The 17,890-nt window shown below is 42.9% G+C and carries 16 protein-coding genes; 4 read left to right on the top strand and 12 right to left on the bottom strand.

Annotation, left to right across the window (positions count from 1 at the left end; genetic code table 11):
- Nucleotides 1–74: 74 nt before the first annotated feature.
- Nucleotides 75–1,214 carry a tRNA epoxyqueuosine(34) reductase QueG gene (gene queG / locus RDV49_RS04205; protein WP_037608062.1) on the top strand — a complete coding sequence of 380 codons (1,140 nt, stop codon included), beginning with the start codon at nucleotides 75–77 and terminating at the stop codon, nucleotides 1,212–1,214.
- Nucleotides 1,215–1,235: 21 nt separating this feature from the next.
- Here the strand turns inward: queG and RDV49_RS04200 are convergent, their stop codons facing one another.
- From RDV49_RS04200 to RDV49_RS04180, 5 genes are all read right to left on the bottom strand, one after another.
- Nucleotides 1,236–1,862, bottom strand: coding sequence for a GNAT family N-acetyltransferase (locus tag RDV49_RS04200; protein WP_003008580.1), 627 nt, complete (start codon nucleotides 1,860–1,862; stop codon nucleotides 1,236–1,238).
- A gap of 83 nt (nucleotides 1,863–1,945) precedes the next feature.
- On the bottom strand, nucleotides 1,946–2,461 hold the full coding sequence (locus RDV49_RS04195; protein WP_037608065.1) for a phosphatase PAP2 family protein: 516 nt from the start codon (nucleotides 2,459–2,461) through the stop codon (nucleotides 1,946–1,948).
- Between the two features lie 219 nt (nucleotides 2,462–2,680).
- On the bottom strand, nucleotides 2,681–3,091 hold the full coding sequence (locus RDV49_RS04190; protein ID WP_003008588.1) for a peptide deformylase: 411 nt from the start codon (nucleotides 3,089–3,091) through the stop codon (nucleotides 2,681–2,683).
- A gap of 95 nt (nucleotides 3,092–3,186) precedes the next feature.
- Nucleotides 3,187–4,086, bottom strand: coding sequence for a fructokinase ScrK (scrK, locus tag RDV49_RS04185; RefSeq protein ID WP_003008590.1), 900 nt, complete (start codon nucleotides 4,084–4,086; stop codon nucleotides 3,187–3,189).
- 159 nt (nucleotides 4,087–4,245) lie between these two features.
- The gene (locus RDV49_RS04180; protein ID WP_003008594.1) at nucleotides 4,246–6,165 is read right to left on the bottom strand and encodes a sucrose-specific PTS transporter subunit IIBC; all 1,920 of its coding nucleotides are present in this window, start codon (nucleotides 6,163–6,165) and stop codon (nucleotides 4,246–4,248) included.
- Between the two features lie 377 nt (nucleotides 6,166–6,542).
- Between RDV49_RS04180 and RDV49_RS04175 the strand changes: the two genes are divergently transcribed.
- Together RDV49_RS04175 and RDV49_RS04170 are read left to right on the top strand one after the other, a co-directional pair.
- Entirely contained in the window at nucleotides 6,543–7,997 is a 1,455-nt protein-coding gene (locus RDV49_RS04175) for a sucrose-6-phosphate hydrolase (protein ID WP_003008597.1), read from the top strand.
- Nucleotides 7,978–8,943: a LacI family DNA-binding transcriptional regulator gene (locus RDV49_RS04170; protein ID WP_003008599.1), complete on the top strand. Its 966-nt coding sequence runs from the start codon at nucleotides 7,978–7,980 to the stop codon at nucleotides 8,941–8,943. Before RDV49_RS04175 ends, RDV49_RS04170 begins: the two co-directional genes overlap by 20 nt.
- A gap of 234 nt (nucleotides 8,944–9,177) precedes the next feature.
- Here the strand turns inward: RDV49_RS04170 and nusB are convergent, their stop codons facing one another.
- The 7 genes from nusB to uvrA all read right to left on the bottom strand — a co-directional run bounded on the left by nusB (nucleotide 9,178) and on the right by uvrA (nucleotide 16,798).
- Entirely contained in the window at nucleotides 9,178–9,609 is a 432-nt protein-coding gene (gene nusB / locus RDV49_RS04165; RefSeq protein WP_003008602.1) for a transcription antitermination factor NusB, read from the bottom strand.
- On the bottom strand, nucleotides 9,602–9,991 hold the full coding sequence (locus RDV49_RS04160; protein WP_003005404.1) for an Asp23/Gls24 family envelope stress response protein: 390 nt from the start codon (nucleotides 9,989–9,991) through the stop codon (nucleotides 9,602–9,604). The genes nusB and RDV49_RS04160 overlap by 8 nt, the downstream gene beginning before the upstream one ends.
- A gap of 36 nt (nucleotides 9,992–10,027) precedes the next feature.
- Entirely contained in the window at nucleotides 10,028–10,588 is a 561-nt protein-coding gene (gene efp, locus RDV49_RS04155) for an elongation factor P (protein WP_003005479.1), read from the bottom strand.
- 165 nt (nucleotides 10,589–10,753) lie between these two features.
- Complete coding sequence (locus tag RDV49_RS04150) at nucleotides 10,754–11,860, bottom strand: SPFH domain-containing protein (protein WP_003008607.1); 1,107 nt, start codon at nucleotides 11,858–11,860, stop codon at nucleotides 10,754–10,756.
- 8 nt (nucleotides 11,861–11,868) lie between these two features.
- Nucleotides 11,869–12,852 (bottom strand): TIM44-like domain-containing protein, encoded by a 984-nt coding sequence (locus RDV49_RS04145; protein WP_003008610.1) that lies wholly within the window; start codon nucleotides 12,850–12,852, stop codon nucleotides 11,869–11,871.
- A 56-nt stretch (nucleotides 12,853–12,908) separates the two neighbouring features.
- Nucleotides 12,909–13,976, bottom strand: a complete 1,068-nt coding sequence (locus RDV49_RS04140) for a M24 family metallopeptidase (protein ID WP_003008612.1) — start codon at nucleotides 13,974–13,976, stop codon at nucleotides 12,909–12,911.
- On the bottom strand, nucleotides 13,973–16,798 hold the full coding sequence (gene uvrA, locus RDV49_RS04135; protein WP_003008614.1) for an excinuclease ABC subunit UvrA: 2,826 nt from the start codon (nucleotides 16,796–16,798) through the stop codon (nucleotides 13,973–13,975). Before uvrA ends, RDV49_RS04140 begins: the two co-directional genes overlap by 4 nt.
- A 121-nt stretch (nucleotides 16,799–16,919) precedes the next feature.
- Between uvrA and RDV49_RS04130 the strand changes: the two genes are divergently transcribed.
- Complete coding sequence (locus RDV49_RS04130; protein ID WP_003005422.1) at nucleotides 16,920–17,864, top strand: magnesium transporter CorA family protein; 945 nt, start codon at nucleotides 16,920–16,922, stop codon at nucleotides 17,862–17,864.
- Nucleotides 17,865–17,890 lie beyond the last annotated feature (26 nt).

Raw genomic sequence — 17,890 nt, 5'->3', positions numbered from 1 at the left:
AGAAAACTTTTGAAAGCCCTTTCTATTATTTTCCTCTCTCGCCAGAAACTTTATTTTTGTGTATAATGAAAGGAATGACACTAAAAGAAAACATTATCCAACTGGCGCATTCTATTGGGATTTCAAAAATTGGCTTTACAACCGCTGATGACTTCGCTTATTTGGAAAAATCGCTCCGCTTGGCCGTTGAGGAAGGACGGAATTCTGGATTCGAGCATAAGAATATTGAAGAGCGCATCCAACCCAAATTAAGTCTCTCCTCCGCCAAGACCATCATCTCAATCGCTGTCGCCTACCCCCACAAACTCAAGCAACAACCTCAAAAAACGGCTTATAAAAGAGGAAAATTCACGCCCAACAGCTGGGGATTAGACTACCATTATGTCCTTCAAGACAAGCTCAACCGCTTAGCTGCTGGGATTGAAGAAATGACGCAAGATTTTGAATACAAGGGCATGGTCGATACTGGAGCACTGGTTGATACGGCCGTCGCCCAACGAGCAGGGATTGGCTTTATCGGAAAAAATGGCTTGGTCATTTCAAAAGAATACGGTTCTTACATGTTTCTGGGGGAATTGATTACCAACCTCGAAATCGAACCAGATCAACCAGTCGACTATGGTTGTGGAGACTGTCGACGTTGTTTAGATGCTTGCCCAACCTCCTGTTTAATCGGGGATGGCTCTATGAATGCCAAACGCTGTTTGTCCTTTCAAACTCAGGACAAGGGCATGATGGACCTAGAATTTCGCAAGAAAATTAAAACGGTCATCTATGGCTGTGACATCTGTCAGATTAGCTGCCCTTATAACAAAGGGCTAGATAATCCCTTAGCAACAGAAATCGATCCAGATCTGGCTCATCCAGAGTTGATTCCTTTTATCGAGCTGTCCAACGGACAATTTAAGGAAAAATTCGGGAACATTGCTGGAAGCTGGCGAGGTAAGAATATCCTCCAGCGCAATGCCATCGTCGCACTAGCCAATGCCAATGACCGCTCGGCCATCCCTAAACTCCTGAACATCATCGAGACTTCACAAAATCAGATCCATATTGCAACGGCTATCTGGTCCTTAGGGCAACTGCTTCGTGAAGTCACGCCAGACCTTGTTGAGCTCTTATGGAATATCAAGAATCCGACCGATGCTATCATAGAAGAACGAACTGCTTTCTTTGAAAAATTCGGTGTTCAAGCAGATTCACAGCTACAATGAAAAAACACTAAGATTGTAACCTTAGTGTTTTTTTAGTTCCTTCAAAAAATACCAACTGCCCATCTCAACTTGGTTAAAGCTAATCTCACTTGAATAGACTTCCTTGTAGCCATTTTTCGTGTAAAAATAGACATTTCCTTTGGTATTGGTATAAAAGGCTAGTTTTTCCCCTTTGATTTCTTCCAAGAAAGGTTCAATTCCTTCTGTCATAAAGCGACTGCCATAGCCCTGCCGTTGGTGTTTAGGGGCGACTGCGAGAAGCATCAAATACCAATCAAAATCTACATTTTGCTCCAATTCCTTATCCGTGTCCTCCATAAATTTAAAGTAGGCCAACATATTCTTCAAGGAAATAAACTTGAGCAAACCGAATCCCCCATTTAAGAGATAGGCCCGAAAAGGAATCGGTCCCTTTTGCAACAAGGCAACTGCATAAATTTCATCATTTTTTTCTGCCACAAGGCAAATATGGTGCTTAAGAAAAACCTTTACCAGGATGCGCATCATTGCCTCAACAAAGGCTGGGTATTGCTTGGGATCCCGAACCAAATCCTTGATAACTTTTAAAAATAGATAGTCCTCAAAGGCTGTACTGGCTACTCGAACCACCTGATCCAGATCTGCTTTTTCTGCTTTTCTGTACTTCATCTTCTCTCCTATTCTAAGTCCACTTTCCAGTATACACTATGATACGCTGTTAGACAAAGGTCAATTTTCAGCAATTTGTTCATTCAAGCCAGCAAAAAGAGTCCTCCCCAGACGAGTCCCAGCCCCCAAGCGACGAGGACATCCTTGGGATAATGAACCCCTCCAAGAACTCGAACAAGGGCTAATAGAAGAGATAGGAGCATGGAGCACATTCCTAGCGGAAGAGACAACTGACAGACACACATGGAGATAATGGTCGCCGAAAAAACATGTCGGCTAGGAAAGGAATGACCAGATGAATTCTTTTCTAATAAGGGTTGAATCTCCCATTTTTCATAAGGTCTCGGAACATTGACCCAATGACGAAAGAGGCTAAACAAGACAAAACCCGAAGCAGGGATCCAGATAAAAGGCCAGATTTCTCCCATTGAAGTTTTCTTTAAAAACAGCCAACAAAAGACCAGGCCGTAGATGCCTGGCATGGCGAACGTCAAGATTCGATTCGTCCTTTGAAGGACCTGCACACGATGTGGCTTTCTCGTAAAAGGCAGGGTTAGCCAACGATAAAATTTCGGATAATCTTGAAGATTGGGCTTCATGTTGGCACTCCTGTCTATCATCTCATTTTTGTACTACTAGTATACGCGATCCTAAGAAAGCCTGTCAAGTACGGTTCCTTTTTTATTGTTTCTTTCTTCTTTTTCTATACAACCGCTATTCCTTTTTTTGCTTTTATCAATTTTATGTCTCCAAGAATCGACTTTTCTATTACTTTTTCCTAGTAAAAAATGGAGCCAGATTGACTCCATCCATCACTTCTATATGATAACGCCTTCTAGATGATCCATTTCGTGCTGACAGATCTGGGCTGGAAAACCTGACAAATGAATCGTTTTTGCTTTCCAATTCACATCTCGATAGGCCACTGTCATCTCCTCATAACGAGTTGTTGGCCGACTCCCCACTAAAGATAAACATCCTTCCTCTGTTTGATAAGGCTTTTTCTTTTCAAGGAGAACAGGATTAAACATGACCAGATTTTCATTTCCCATTCGAATGATAATCGCCCGCTTTTTCACTCCGATCATATTGGCCGCCAAACCTACACACTCAAGGAGATGAGCATTTAAGGTATCCTGCAAATCCAAAGCCAAGGTGCGATCCTCAGGTGTCGCTTCTTCTGACTTTTGACCCAAGAATAAGACATTCTTCACAATATTCTTTTTCATTTCTTCCCTCTCTTCTTTATAGATAGACGAAAGAAACCGAGACAAATCTGTCTCGGTCTCGCTCTTGTTTCTAACCTCTAAGAGACAATTGCTACTTATTTTTTAAGCTTCTCGCTCACTTCTTTTGCAAGAACAAAGTTCCCCAAGGTTGCTGAACCATTGCCAGCAACTGCAGGTGTCACAATATAATCTCTCACATCTGGTACAGGGAGGTAACCGTTCAATAAAGCTGTAAATTTCGTTCGCACACGATCTAGCATATGTTGTTGAGCCATTACTCCTCCTCCAAAGACAATGATGTCTGGGCGGAAGGTAACTGTCGCATTCACTGCTGCTTGTGCGATGTAGTAGGCTTGAATATCCCATACATTGCTGTTGAGTTCAATGTTTTCCCCACGAATACCTGTACGAGCTTCGAGACTTGGCCCAGCCGCAAAACCTTCCAAACAGCCATTGTGGAAAGGACAAACACCCTTGAATTCTTTTTCTACATCCATTGGGTGTTGGGCAACATAGTAGTGCCCCATTTCTGGGTGTCCAGCTCCCCCGATAAACTCACCACGTTGGATGACACCAGCTCCGATTCCTGTTCCGATTGTATAGTAAACCAAGTTTTCGATATGACCACCCGCATTGTTGCGTGCGACCACTTCTCCATAGGCAGAACTATTTACATCTGTTGTGAAATAGATAGGTACATTCAAGGCACGACGGAAGGCCCCAACGATATCTACATTGGCCCAATTTGGTTTTGGAGTCGTTGTGATGAAACCATAAGTGTTTGAATTTGGATCGATATCAATTGGTCCAAATGAACCAATCGCAAGCCCAACTAGATCCTCAAATTTTGAGAAAAATTCAATACACTTATCAATCGTCTCAATTGGCTTGGTTGTTGGAAATTGTACTTTTTCCACAACATTATAGTTTTCATCACCAACCGCACAAACAAATTTTGTACCGCCAGCTTCCAAACTTCCATATAATTTTGTCATGTTGGCTCCTTTTTTATTATGAAAAATATCCTGTATTTATTATAGCATATTTTGTAGTCAATCTTTTTCTCTTCTCTAAAGAAAAAACACACTTTTTTTGAGAAATAAAATTCAAGGACTGGAGATGATAGACCAGTCCTTGAAAACTTATTGTTTCGATTAAGCTTTGACTTCGATGATCGCATCACCCTTCGCAACAGATCCAGTTGCAACAGGTGTGACAGAAGCATAGTCAGCTGTGTTAGTGACGATCACCATAGTTGTGTCTTCAAGACCAGCTGCGGCAATTTTCGCTGCATCAAATGTACCAAGGACATCACCAGCTTTCACTTTATCACCTTGAGCTACTTTTTGATCAAATCCTTCACCGTTCATTGATACGGTATCAATCCCAACGTGGATCAAGATTTCAGCACCATTAGCGGTCTTCAAACCGTAAGCGTGACCAGTTGCAAAAGCAATGGTTACTTCAGCATCAGCTGGTGCATAGACAACGCCTTCAGTTGGTTTGATGGCAATTCCTTGTCCCATCGCTCCACTTGAGAAGACAGGATCATTCACATCAGACAAAGCAACAGCTTGACCAACGATCGGAGAGATAATGGTTTCGTCTTGAAGAGATGCTGGAAGAGCTCCAGTTGTTTCTTCTTCAATAATAGCTTCTGCTTCTTTGTCCTCTGCAGGAACTGATGAAGCTTCATCTTCATAACCAAACATATAAGTCAAACCGAAACTTAGGGCAGTTGTAAATACAACCATAAATACATATTTCAATAATTGACCGTTTAGATAGAGAAGCGTTCCTGGAATAATTGTAATACCAAATCCTGTACCAGCAAGATTTAACATAGATGCAATCCAACCACCTACTGCACCTGCTCCCAATGCAATAACGAATGGTTTCACATAACGCAAGTTTACACCAAAGATTGCAGGCTCAGTAATACCTAACAAGGCAGAGATAGTTGCAGGAAATGCTAGAGCTTTCACTTTTTGAGATTTAGATTTCACTGCCACTGCTAAAGTAGCTCCAGCTTGTGCAGTCATAGCCGCTGTAATAATTGCATTAAATGGATCTTTTTTATCTGCAGTAATTAATTGTGATTCAAGAAGATTAAAGATATGATGGACGCCGGTAACGACAATCAACTGATGAACGCCACCAATAAGAAGACCTGCAAGACCAAATGGTAAATTCAAAATAAACTTAGTTACATTTAGTACATATTCTTCGATACTGTGGAAGAATGGACCAATAATAAACAAAGCGAGGAATGACATGATTGTCAATGTGAATAATGGAACCAATAACAAATCTAAGACATCTGGAATTTTCTTATGGAGCCACTTTTCAAGTTTCGCACCAATTAGACCAACGAAGAAAGCGGGAAGAACTGAGTTCTGGAATCCAACCACATGATGGAAGATACCAAAGTATGTTGCTGCTTTAGAAGGATCTTCCGCTACAACCCACGCATTTGGAAGTGTCGGACTAACCATCATCAAACCAATTACAATCCCAAGAACAGGATTTCCTCCGAATACTCGGAATGCAGACCATGAAATCAAGGCTGGGAAGAAGGCAAACGCGGTATCAGTTAAAATTGTTGAATAGGTATAAAAATCAGTAGATTTAAATGCATCTGCTGTTGTACCAAACAAAGCCAAAACCTGGTCTTGAGCAATAGCACCGCGAATCCCCATAAACAATCCAGTTGCAACGATCGCTGGTAAAATTGGCACAAAAACGTCTCCAAAGGTACGGATCGCACGTTGGAACCAGTTTCCTTGTTTAGCAGCTTCAGCTTTCATTTCATCTTTTGATGATGTTGGTAAGCCAAGAGCTACTACTTCATCATAGATCTTGTTTACAGTACCAGTACCAAAGATGATTTGGTATTGACCTGAGTTAAAGAAAGCACCTTGTACTTTTTCAATGTTCTCAACAACATCTTTGTTGATTTTTGATTCATCTTTTACCATCACGCGAAGACGAGTCGCACAGTGAGCAACACTGCTAACGTTCTCAACCCCACCGATTGCATCGATGACCTGCTTTGCAATTTCTGTATTTGACATTTTGCAAAAATCTCCTTATTTTTTGTAATGTAAACGGTTAAATCGTTTCTACGTTTTTAATTGTACCACGTATTGAAAATATGTCAAGCGTTTTGCAGGATTTTTTTGAAACTTTTTTGGACATTTTGACACTTTTTGATAGTATGAAACTATTTTCATTTCAAGATATGCCTATGCTACGCTTTTTAGCACTTTGATTCAGTCTTTTATTTTCATTTTCTTTCATTTTTTCATGGATTTTCAACTTCTCCTCCTTTCCTCAAGGTGCAAAATAGATGTCAATCGTTTGACATTTTTTGCCATTTTTTTCATTTATCGCTTGCATTTTTAATAGGAAATCGGTACTATGGAAGTAAGAAAAAATTCGGAGGACTAAAATGGAATGGACAACTGAACGTCGTTACCGACGTTACGAAGACTGGACAACAGAGGAAAAGCAAGCCATCCAAGATCATATGGCCAAATCTCCTTGGCATACACACTATCATGTTGAGCCAAAAGCTGGTCTCTTAAATGATCCTAACGGTTTTTCCTACTTTGATGGAAAATGGATCTTGTTTTACCAAAATTTCCCATTTGGTGCAGCCCATGGGTTAAAATCATGGGTCCAAACAGAAAGTGAAGACTTGGTTCATTTCAAAGAAACTGGTGTAACGCTTCTTCCAGACACAGATCTGGATAGCCATGGAGCTTATTCCGGATCAGCCATGCAGTTTAATGACAAACTATTCCTATTTTACACTGGAAATGTTCGTGATGCAGAATGGGTTCGTCATCCTTACCAAGTCGGTGCTTTGATGGACAAAGACGGAAAGATTGAAAAAATTGACAAAATCTTGATTGATCAACCGGCTGACTCTACGGATCACTTCCGTGACCCACAGATTTTTAATTTCAAGGGTCAATTCTACGCAATCGTTGGCGGTCAAGACCTTGAGAAGAAAGGATTCATCCGTCTCTATAAGGCTGTAGATAACGACTATACCAACTGGGTTGCAGTCGGTGACTTGGATTTTGCAAACGATCGGACCGCTTATATGATGGAATGTCCCAACCTCGTCTTTGTTGGAGACCAACCCGTTCTCCTCTACTGTCCTCAAGGCTTAGATAAATCAGTTCTCGATTATGACAATATCTATCCAAATATGTACAAGATTGGGGCAAGCTTTGACCCAGAAAAGGCCAAAATGGTTGATGTATCTGAATTGCATAATCTCGACTATGGTTTTGAAGCCTATGCGACTCAAGGATTTAATGCTCCCGATGGACGTGCCTATACTGTTAGCTGGCTAGGTCTTCCAGACGTTTCTTATCCAACGGATTCCTATGACTACCAAGGAGCTCTCTCACTGGTCAAAGAATTAACCATCAAAGATGGCAAGCTCTACCAATACCCAGTTGAGGCGATCAAGGACTTGCGCGCTGAGAGTGAGGCATTTGCCAACAAGGCTCAAACCAAGAACTGCTATGAATTGGAATTGCAGTTTGAAAAGGATAGCCAGAACGAAATCGTCCTCTTTGCCGATGCAGAAGGAAAGGGCTTAGCTCTCACATTTGATCTGGCTAAAGGATTGGTCACAGTCGATCGTAGCCAGGCTGGTGAGCAATATGCCCAAGATTTCGGTACGAGCCGTAGCTGCACAATCGCTAACCAAGCGACAACTGCTAATATTTTCATTGACAATTCGATATTTGAAATCTTTATCAATAAAGGAGAAAAAGTATTTTCTGGTCGGGTCTACCCACATGCAGATCAAAATGGAATCTTGATCAAGTCTGGAACCCCTACTGGAACTTACTACGAACTTGATTATGGTCGCAAAGCTAACTGATGTCGCCAAACTCGCCGGTGTCAGCCCTACTACTGTCTCACGGGTTATCAATAAAAAAGGATACCTGTCTGAAAAAACGATCCAAAAAGTCCAAGAAGCCATGCGAGAATTGGGCTATAAACCTAATAATGTTGCTCGTAGCCTCCAAGGAAAATCAGCCAAGTTAGTCGGCTTGATCTTTCCCAACATCAGCAATGTTTTCTATGCTGAGTTAATCGACAAACTAGAGCACCAACTCTTCAAACACGGCTATAAAACCATTATCTGCAATAGTGAGCACGACTCCGAAAAAGAGCGCGAATATATTGAGATGTTGGAGGCCAACCAGGTAGATGGCATCATTTCAGGAAGCCATAATTTGGGCATTGAAGATTACAACCGGGTAACTGCTCCTATCATTGCTTTTGACCGCAACCTCTCCCCAGAAATTCCGGTTGTCTCTTCAGACAACTACGCTGGCGGGGTGCTTGCAGCAGAAACTTTAGTAAAAACCGGAGCACAAAATATTATCATGATCACAGGGAATGACAACTCCAACTCCCCAACAGGCTTGCGTCATGCGGGATTTGCATCAGTTCTACCTGAGTCCATGATCATTAATGTTTCCAGTGATTTCTCCCCTATTCGCAAAGAAATGGAAATCAAACAGATTTTAACCCACCACAAACCAGATGCCATTTTTGCTTCCGATGATTTGACGGCGATCTTGATCATGAAAGTCGCTAGAGAATTAGATATTCAGATTCCTCAGGATTTGAAAGTGATTGGTTATGATGGAACCCAGTTCATCGAGACCTATACACCTGAACTGACAACCATCAAACAACCCCTCGAAGACATTGCTATCCTCATGGTGGATCTTTTACTCCAAAAGATCGAAGGAAAAAAAGTAGCGACTACCGGTTATTTCTTGCCCGTTAGTCTCCACTCTGGAAAAAGTGTCTAAAACAACCCCTACAGTTCTATACTGTAGGGGTTGTTATTCGTCAAAAAAAGGCTGGGCAAAAATTGTCTAGCCTTTTATATTTATTTTATATTTAATAGAAATAACTGTATGACGCAGTGGTTGATTGGCATCTTTGTTCGCCTTTTAAGCTCCAAAGATGACCTAATCAACTGTGCGGGGGTGGGAAAACGAACTCTTTTAACTAGTTGGAGTTCTTTCCCACTCCCTTTTTACTTATTCTTCTGTCACAAATTGACTGAGGACACCATTGACAAATCGTGAAGAGGTTTCATCCGAAAAGGCCTTGGCCAATTCCACCGCTTCATTGACTGCGACGATCTGTGGTGTATCAAACTCTGTCATTTCATAAATTCCCAGACGAAGGATGTTTTTCTCTACCAAGGTCAAGCGCTCAACAGTCCAGCCGGTTTTCAAATGTTGACCGATTTGTTGGTCTAGTTGATCTTTTGACTGATAGACACCCGTCACGAGATTCATGAGAAAGGCAGGAAGATCGACTTCTTTGTCTTCTGCTAGGTCCTTGTCATGTAGATAAGCAAAGCGACAAGCTTCAACAATGTCTCCATCGTATTCCAAGGCCATCAAGGCTTGGAAGGCGCGCTCACGCAAATCTCGACGTGATTCTAATAAAATTTCATCAGTCATTGAGGAAGTCCTCATTAAACAAGTCTTTCAAGTCTGGTTTTGGAGATTTTTCCGTTGCGATACCGACAACGTGAATGTTGACAGCATCCAAGGTTACATCTGCCATATCATAAACTGCTGACTTGACCGCTTTTTGAATGGCTACAGCGACAGATGGTACAGCCACTCCGTATTCTAAATAGAGATAGATGTCTACTGAAACTTGACCATCTTCTTCTGTATGAAGGTAGACGCCACGTCCAAGGGAGCGTTTGGATAAGCTATCTGAAACACTCTTGTTTTCAAGCGAATAGACACCCTCTACTTTTGCTGTCGCAATCGCAATAATTTTTTCTAATACACGTGGTGCAATAACGATGTCACCAAATTGTTCAGTTGCCATAGAAGTTCCTTTCTATTTGACACCCTGAGATGTCTCTTATGCACGAGAAACGTAAGTTCCTTCAGTAGTGTTAATGACCAATTTTTGTCCAGCTTCGATGAAATCAGGAACGTTTACGACCAAACCAGTTTCCATTGTAGCAGGTTTACCAGAACCAGTCACTGTAGCACCTTTGATAGATGGTTGAGTTTCTGCAACAGTTAATTCAACAGTTGTAGGAACTGTTACACCGATGACTTCGCTTCCGTAGAATTGAATTTTTACTTCTGAGTTTTCAAGGATGTAAAGCAATTCTTGTTCTACGTTCACAACTGGAATTTCATATTGGTCATATGTTTCCGTGTTCATGAAGTAGGCTGTATCATCCATTTTGTACAAGTATTGAGCTGGAACAGTTTCGATAATCGCTTGTTCAAATTTTTCTTCTGGACGGTAGCTTGTATCAAATGTTGAACCAGTACGGACATCACGCAATTTCATACGCATGATAGTGTTTCCTTTACCTGGTTTGTGGTGGCTAGCTTCCAAAACGCGGATCAATTTTCCGTCAGCTGTTTCAAAAGTCATACCAGCTTTCAATTTACTTGCTTCGATCATGTTTTATTACCTCTTTTTTAAAAATAGATTACTCTTTATTGTAACACACTATTTGATTTTTCTCAAACAGCAATTTTCTCTTTTTAGGAAGGCTAGAAGGCGGAGAGAGATTGCCGGAACGAGTCCTTAGAATCTCTATATCTCCAACTCCATCTTCACTATTCCTTATTGGTCCACAGGCACAATATTGCCATCGGCATCTTTGGTGACATGGACATATTTTCCATCTACTTCAATGTAGAAGGTATGAGGCTTGTCTTGCGCTGGAGAAGCTTGTTTTTGAAGGTCATTGCCAAGGGCTTGACCCAAGTTCATCCCCATAATCATGTTCATGCCATTGCCACCTTCATTTTTAGCAGCTGCGACCAAGGCTTCATTGCGAGCACGACGTTCTTCGATTTCAATGGTATTGTACTTCATCGCTGCCAATTCACTGTCCAGTTTATTGACCTTGGCCATACTGTCTGCATCGTAGCTCAAATCTTCGATGAGGACATTGGTTAATTCGATACCATATAATTCTGTCCACGTTTTATTGACTTCGCGTTTTGCTACTTCATTGAAGACGTCTTGGTCCGCATTGATATTGTAAATATCCGCCTTATTTTCAGCCGTATATTTTGAAATGGCCACTGCAATTTTTGGTGCCAGATTTTGGCGCAAGGTGCCCTGAGCCACATCTTCCAAGGTAAACGGCTTATCTGCAGTGATTTGGCGACTAACTGCACTGATGTAAAAGAGTACAGGATCTGCTACTTTAACATCATAAAGACCATAAAAACGAATGCTAAGAAGTTGTTGGTAACGGTCGCTAAAGTACTCGACTGGATTTTGAGTGCCAAATTTATTTCCTGTAAAAGGTTGCATCCGCACAAAAATAATTTCTTGTTGGGTGACCACTTGGCCTCCAAATGAGAAACGATTCTTGAACTGATCCCACGTTCCTTTAACGCCCCCCTTTTCAAACAACCAGGCATTTTCACCGGCTTGCCATTCGTGGCTTCCTGCTTCTAGAAGGTCTCCTAGAAAAGTTCCATTATTGACCAAGAGAGCAACATAGCCTTGAGGAACAATGACAACAGAGCCATCTGTCAATAGACCTGTATTTTGGTTGCTCTGGCGAGAGCGCCCATCTGGATCTTTGGTCAAGAGCTGTCCCTTAATGGCCAAAGCTGTTGCTGGAACAGCTTCTGGCAAGGTAATGGCTTCCTTAAATTTACTATCTTGAAAACTTGAAATGCCCGCTGAAAGGGCTGCTTTAATAAATCCCATACATTCTCCTATCTGTAGAATTCAATTTCATCCACAACTTCGTAGACATCCAAGACCCAATCTTTTGGATTGTGCTTCAAGGATGCTTGGCAATATTCACACTTGTCGATTGAATCAATCGTCAATGGCGCACCACAGTTCGGACAATGATCACTAACGACTTCTGAATTCTTAATGATCTCTGTCTGAGCTCCATGTTCACGGAGGAAGACCATGCGGTAAACGGTAAAGAGATCTTTGGTTGGATCCCCTTCGATCACACGGCCCGTTTCATCATTTCGGATGTAATCTCTCATCGTCGATGACAGAATGACTTCGATGCGGTCATTACCTTCTGGATTTTCGATAAAGTCTTTGATCTTTGAATCTTCCACACGCACGCGCTCTAGAACATTGGTTGTTTTGGCACGAATATGTTCTTGTAACTGCGTCAAGTGCTGCTCATAAAGACTCGTACTTTCTAAATTCCGTACGGAATTCCAATCTTTTTCTGTCCAAGCAGACTGCAATTGAAGATAAACCAGCTTGACTTGCGACAAGAAGCGGTCTTCATCAAACATTGGATCCAGTTTACGGATGCGGCGAATCGCTTCATAGTTGTTTTCAATTGGTCGACCGGCCCGCTCTTCGGTTGTCCGTTTTGGACCACTATTTGAAGAGAATGATTCATCACTATCATTAGCCTCTTTTGCAATATTATAGATAAATCCAATCAATCCAACGATAGCAAAAACTGCCACTACACCACCAGAGTCTGTTCCAGAACTAGAACTGTAGCTACTGGATCCACCAGACCAGCTGCTGCCACCAGACCAACTACTTCCGCCATCGGACCAGCTACTGCCACTATCGGACCAACTGCTACCACCACCTGAATCAATCAAGCTACTGCCACCACTATCTGTATTACCAACACCAGCATGGGCAGAAGGAGCAAATACAAATAGCAGGACTACTAGAAGAATTCCAACTATTACACTTCGTTTTTTCATAGGCCTCTTTTCTTATCTTTGTTTGTTACACAGGGGTTAAGAAAATACTGTCTATTTTATAGGACAATCAATTCTTTAGGAGCAAGAGTCAAGACTTCACAGCCTGTTTCTGTGATCAAGAGGTCATCTTCGATCCGCACACCTGAGAGGCCTTCAATATAAATCCCAGGCTCATCTGTTAAAACCATCCCTGCTTGAATCGCTTCTTTAGACGTTTGGCTGAAGTATGGTTCTTCGTGGATATCTAGCCCAATTCCATGACCGATTCCATGCGTGAAGTATTGACCATAGCCGGCTGCCTCGATCACATCACGTGGAATTTTATCAAAATCACGGAAGCCAAGTCCATCTTTAGCCGCAGCAATCAAGGCTTGATTGGCTTTCAAAACGGTTTCGTAAATTTCTCTTTCCTTGTCGCTGACATGACCCGCATAGATGGTCCGTGTCATATCGCTGACATAGTGGTCATACAAGCAACCAAAATCAAGGGTCAAGGCATCTCCTGCTGAAATGGCCCGATCACTTGGAGTCGCGTGAGGCATCGCAGAACGTTCACCAGCTGCTGAAATAATATCGAAAGATACACCAGAAGCTCCCAACTCCCGCATTCTAAAGTCGAGGAAAGTCGCTGCTTCCAACTCTGTCGTTTTCCCTACCTTGATATAGTCTAAAATATCATGGAAGGCTTGGTCAGAGATGCTACAAGCTTTTTTAATGGCCGCAATCTCAGTTTCATCTTTAATCAAGCGCAATTCCATCACAAAGTTCGCTAGGGATTGAAGGCTGATGCCACTAAAAACAGAAGCCATGCGGGCATGGTAGGCCACCGTCACTTCGTCCTCAAAACCAAGTTCTTTGATTCCAAGATCCTTAACGATCTCTGCAGCTGCAGTCAACTCATCGCGAGTTTCCACAATCTCTACAAAGGGGAAACAAGTCGCATGAGCATGGATGGTGTAGCGCGAATCCGTAAAGAGGACCACGCGTTCTTCTGTCACCAAAGCAGTCCCGTTTGAACCCCAGAAATTGGTCAAATAATAAACATTTTTCAAATTGTTAATCAATACCGCTTTGAGGTTTTGGGCTTTCATTTTGTTTCTTAAGTTGCTGATCCGTTGATTCATTGTAATTTTCCTTTCAAATATTGTCCTGTGTAGCTAGCAGGATTTGTTGCTACTTCTTCTGGTGTTCCGGTCGCAATAATAGTTCCGCCACCGACACCGCCTTCGGGTCCTAAATCGATGATATGATCTGCTGTCTTAATGACATCCAAATTGTGCTCAATCACAAGGACCGTATTGCCATCATCCACAAATCGCTCTAAGACTTTGATCAAGCGAGAAATGTCTTCGGTATGGAGTCCGGTCGTAGGTTCATCCAAGATATAGAAGGATTTGCCTGTAGAGCGCTTGTGTAATTCAGAAGCCAACTTCATCCGTTGCGCCTCCCCACCTGAAAGGGTGGTCGCTGGTTGCCCCAGCGTTACATAGCCCAAGCCCACATCTTGGATGGTCTTGAGTTTGCGTTCAATTTTTGGAATGTGCTTGAAGAATTCAACTGCCTTATTGACCGTCATATCCAGCACTTCTGCAATATTTTTTTCCTTGTAGTGGACTTCGAGGGTCTCACTATTGTAACGACGTCCATGGCAGACCTCACAAGGGACGAAGACATCTGGCAAGAAGTGCATTTCAATCTTGATAATCCCATCTCCTGAGCAGGCTTCACAACGCCCGCCCTTGACATTGAAACTAAAGCGGCCTTTTTTATAGCCCCGAATTTTGGCTTCATTGGTCTGAGCAAAGAGATCGCGAATATCATCGAAGACGCCTGTATAGGTCGCTGGATTGGAACGAGGAGTCCGACCAATCGGGCTTTGATCAATGTCGATCAAGCGATCGATATGCTCAATCCCCTGAATCGTCTTGTATTTCCCTGGTTTTTCCGAATTGCGGTTGAGCTTTTGAGCGATGGCTTTTTTCAAGATGCCATTGATCAAGGTCGATTTTCCAGAACCGGAAACTCCAGTGACTGCGATGAATTTTCCTAGAGGAAAGCGCGCTGTGATGTCTTGTAAGTTATTCTCACTTGCTCCTGTTATTTCAATATAGCGACCATTCCCCGAACGGCGCTCTGTTGGAACCGGAATCTTGCGCTTGCCGGACAAGTACTGACCCGTGATGGATTTGCTGTTGCGAGCCACCTGCTTTGGAGTTCCTGCTGCAACGATCTCTCCCCCAAAGACACCGGCACCTGGGCCAACATCGATCAGGTAGTCTGCCTCTCTCATGGTATCTTCATCATGTTCGACGACGATCAAGGTGTTGCCTAAATCGCGCATCTTCTTGAGACTGGCAATCAAGCGGTCATTGTCCCTTTGATGGAGGCCGATAGACGGCTCATCCAAGATGTAAAGGACACCAGAGAGGTTGGAACCGATCTGGGTTGCCAAGCGAATGCGCTGGCTTTCTCCACCTGATAAGGTCCCAGCCGATCGTGACAGGGTCAAGTAATTGAGCCCCACATTGTTTAAGAAGGTTAAGCGATCCTTAATCTCTTTTAGGATCGGTCTTGCAATCGTAGCTTCATTGTCCGTTAAGACCAGCTGGTCCACGGCTTTTAAGTGGTCCGCAATCGATAGATCTGACACTTCCCCGATATGCATCCCCTTTTCTCCTCCGACACGAACAGAGAGAGCCTGGTCATTGAGACGGTAGCCATGGCAGGTCGCACAGGTCAATTCGTTCATATAAGAGCGCATTTGGTTGCGGGTAAAATCGCTATTGGTCTCACGGAAACGACGGTGAATGTTGTTTACGACCCCTTCAAAAGGAATCTCAATATCCCGAACCCCACCAAACTCATTTTCATAGTGGAAGTGGAATTCCTTGCCATTTGAACCATAGAGGACCAAGTCCTTTTCTTCTTGAGAAAGATCGGAAAAAGGTCGGTCCATATCAACTCCAAAATGGATCATGGCCTGCTCCAACATCTGTGGATAGTAGTTGGAGGAGATCGGATTCCAAGGAGCAAGTGCTCCTTCGCGAAGGGTTAAGCGATCATCTGGCACCACCAAATCCAAGTCTACCTCTAGCTTAATACCCAGCCCATCACAGTCTGGACAAGATCCGAAAGGCGCATTGAAAGAAAAGAGGCGGGGCTCTAATTCAGGAACGGTAAAGCCACAGACTGGACAAGCATAATGCTCAGAAAAGAGCAATTCCTTGCCATCCATGGTATCAATCACCACATAACCATCCGCAATCCGAAGAGCTGCTTCAATCGAATCAAAGAGCCGCGAGCGGATGCCCTCTTTGATCACGATTCGGTCCACAACTACTTCAATCGTGTGCTGCTTGCTTTTAGATAGTTCTGGAACCTCTGTCACATCATAGATCTCACCATCGACCCGCACCCGGACATAGCCGTCTTTTTGCACCTTTTCAATGATATTCTTGTGCTGGCCTTTTTTCTTGCGGATAATGGGAGCTAGAATTTGCAGGCGTTGGCGCTCTGGTAATTCTAAGACTTGATCGACAATTTGCTCAACCGAAGAAGCTGTAATCGCTCCATGCCCGTTGATACAATAAGGCGTCCCTACACGTGCATAGAGCAAGCGCAAGTAGTCATTGATCTCTGTTGCCGTCCCTACTGTAGAACGGGGGTTTTTACTGGTCGTTTTTTGGTCGATGGAAATAGCTGGACTCAAGCCGTCAATGGAGTCCACATCTGGTTTTTCCATATTTCCCAAGAACTGCCGGGCATAGGCCGATAAGCTCTCCACATAGCGGCGCTGACCTTCTGCATAGAGGGTATCAAAGGCCAGACTGGACTTTCCAGAACCAGACAAACCCGTCACCACGACCAATTTGTCCCGTGGAATTTCCACGTCTATATTTTTTAAATTATGGGCGCGTGCCCCATGAATGACAATTTTATCTTGCATGTTCTTACTCTAATCACCTTTTTGTTAACCTCCATTATAACAAATTTTTTAGTATTCTTTTATCCAAAACCGTCCTTTTTCTGATATAATGTTAAGGTGTAAAAAAACAAGGGGAGGCACCATGAAACAGGTCTTTTTATCGACAACGACTGAATTTAAGGAAATAGAGACGCTGGAACCCGGTAGCTGGATCAACCTTGTTAACCCTTCTCAAAGTGAATCGATGGAAATCGCCTCTGCTTTTAATATTGATATTGCAGACTTACGGGCACCACTCGATGCGGAAGAAATGTCCCGTATGACCATCGAAGATGAGTATACCTTGATCATCGTCGACGTTCCCATCAAGGAAGAGCGGAACAATCAGACCTACTACGTGACGATTCCGCTAGGGATTATCCTGACAGAAGAGGCTATCATCACGACCTGCTTGGAGAAATTGCCACTTCTAGATATCTTTATCAACCGACGCTTGCGGAATTTCTATACCTTTATGCGGTCGCGCTTTATCTTTCAGATCCTCTATCGTAACGCCGAACTTTACTTGTCTGCGCTTCGTACCTTGGATCGCAAAAGCGAACAGATTGAAAGCCAATTGCACAAATCAACGCGTAATGAAGAGCTGATTGAGTTGATGGAGTTGGAAAAAACTATCGTCTACTTTAAGGCCTCTCTGAAAACCAATGAGCGCGTGATCAAGAAATTGACCAGTGCTACTAGTAACATCAAGAAATACCTAGAAGACGAGGATCTGTTGGAAGATACCTTGATCGAAACCCAGCAGGCCATCGAGATGGCAGATATTTATGGAAATATCCTGCACTCCATGACCGATACCTTCGCATCGATCATCTCCAACAACCAGAACAATATCATGAAGACCCTAGCCCTCGTCACCATTGTCATGTCCATTCCGACCATGATCTTTTCGGCCTACGGGATGAACTTCAAGGACAATGAGCTTCCGCTCAATGGCGAACCCCATGCCTTCTGGCTGATTATTTTCATCGCCTTTGCCCTGACCGGGTCTCTCGTCGTCTACCTCATCCATAAAAAATGGTTCTAACCAAACTTGTACATCAAAGGAGTAAC

The sequence above is a fragment of the Streptococcus parasanguinis genome, from assembly GCF_031582885.1.
GTDB lineage: Bacteria > Bacillota > Bacilli > Lactobacillales > Streptococcaceae > Streptococcus > Streptococcus parasanguinis_M.
The sequence above is the reverse complement of the archived record's forward strand: the minus strand, read 5'-3'. Positions and strand labels throughout refer to the sequence as shown.

What these genes read in the sequence shown, in the direction of transcription:
- queG (WP_037608062.1), top strand. Translation starts at nt 75, where the DNA reads ATGACACTAAAAGAAAACATTATCCAACTGGCGCATTCTATTGGGATT.
- RDV49_RS04200 (WP_003008580.1), bottom strand. Translation starts at nt 1,862, where the DNA reads ATGAAGTACAGAAAAGCAGAAAAAGCAGATCTGGATCAGGTGGTTCGA.
- RDV49_RS04195 (WP_037608065.1), bottom strand. Translation starts at nt 2,461, where the DNA reads ATGAAGCCCAATCTTCAAGATTATCCGAAATTTTATCGTTGGCTAACC.
- RDV49_RS04190 (WP_003008588.1), bottom strand. Translation starts at nt 3,091, where the DNA reads ATGAAAAAGAATATTGTGAAGAATGTCTTATTCTTGGGTCAAAAGTCA.
- scrK (WP_003008590.1), bottom strand. Translation starts at nt 4,086, where the DNA reads ATGACAAAATTATATGGAAGTTTGGAAGCTGGCGGTACAAAATTTGTT.
- RDV49_RS04180 (WP_003008594.1), bottom strand. Translation starts at nt 6,165, where the DNA reads ATGTCAAATACAGAAATTGCAAAGCAGGTCATCGATGCAATCGGTGGG.
- RDV49_RS04175 (WP_003008597.1), top strand. Translation starts at nt 6,543, where the DNA reads ATGGAATGGACAACTGAACGTCGTTACCGACGTTACGAAGACTGGACA.
- RDV49_RS04170 (WP_003008599.1), top strand. Translation starts at nt 7,978, where the DNA reads ATGGTCGCAAAGCTAACTGATGTCGCCAAACTCGCCGGTGTCAGCCCT.
- nusB (WP_003008602.1), bottom strand. Translation starts at nt 9,609, where the DNA reads ATGACTGATGAAATTTTATTAGAATCACGTCGAGATTTGCGTGAGCGC.
- RDV49_RS04160 (WP_003005404.1), bottom strand. Translation starts at nt 9,991, where the DNA reads ATGGCAACTGAACAATTTGGTGACATCGTTATTGCACCACGTGTATTA.
- efp (WP_003005479.1), bottom strand. Translation starts at nt 10,588, where the DNA reads ATGATCGAAGCAAGTAAATTGAAAGCTGGTATGACTTTTGAAACAGCT.
- RDV49_RS04150 (WP_003008607.1), bottom strand. Translation starts at nt 11,860, where the DNA reads ATGGGATTTATTAAAGCAGCCCTTTCAGCGGGCATTTCAAGTTTTCAA.
- RDV49_RS04145 (WP_003008610.1), bottom strand. Translation starts at nt 12,852, where the DNA reads ATGAAAAAACGAAGTGTAATAGTTGGAATTCTTCTAGTAGTCCTGCTA.
- RDV49_RS04140 (WP_003008612.1), bottom strand. Translation starts at nt 13,976, where the DNA reads ATGAATCAACGGATCAGCAACTTAAGAAACAAAATGAAAGCCCAAAAC.
- uvrA (WP_003008614.1), bottom strand. Translation starts at nt 16,798, where the DNA reads ATGCAAGATAAAATTGTCATTCATGGGGCACGCGCCCATAATTTAAAA.
- RDV49_RS04130 (WP_003005422.1), top strand. Translation starts at nt 16,920, where the DNA reads ATGAAACAGGTCTTTTTATCGACAACGACTGAATTTAAGGAAATAGAG.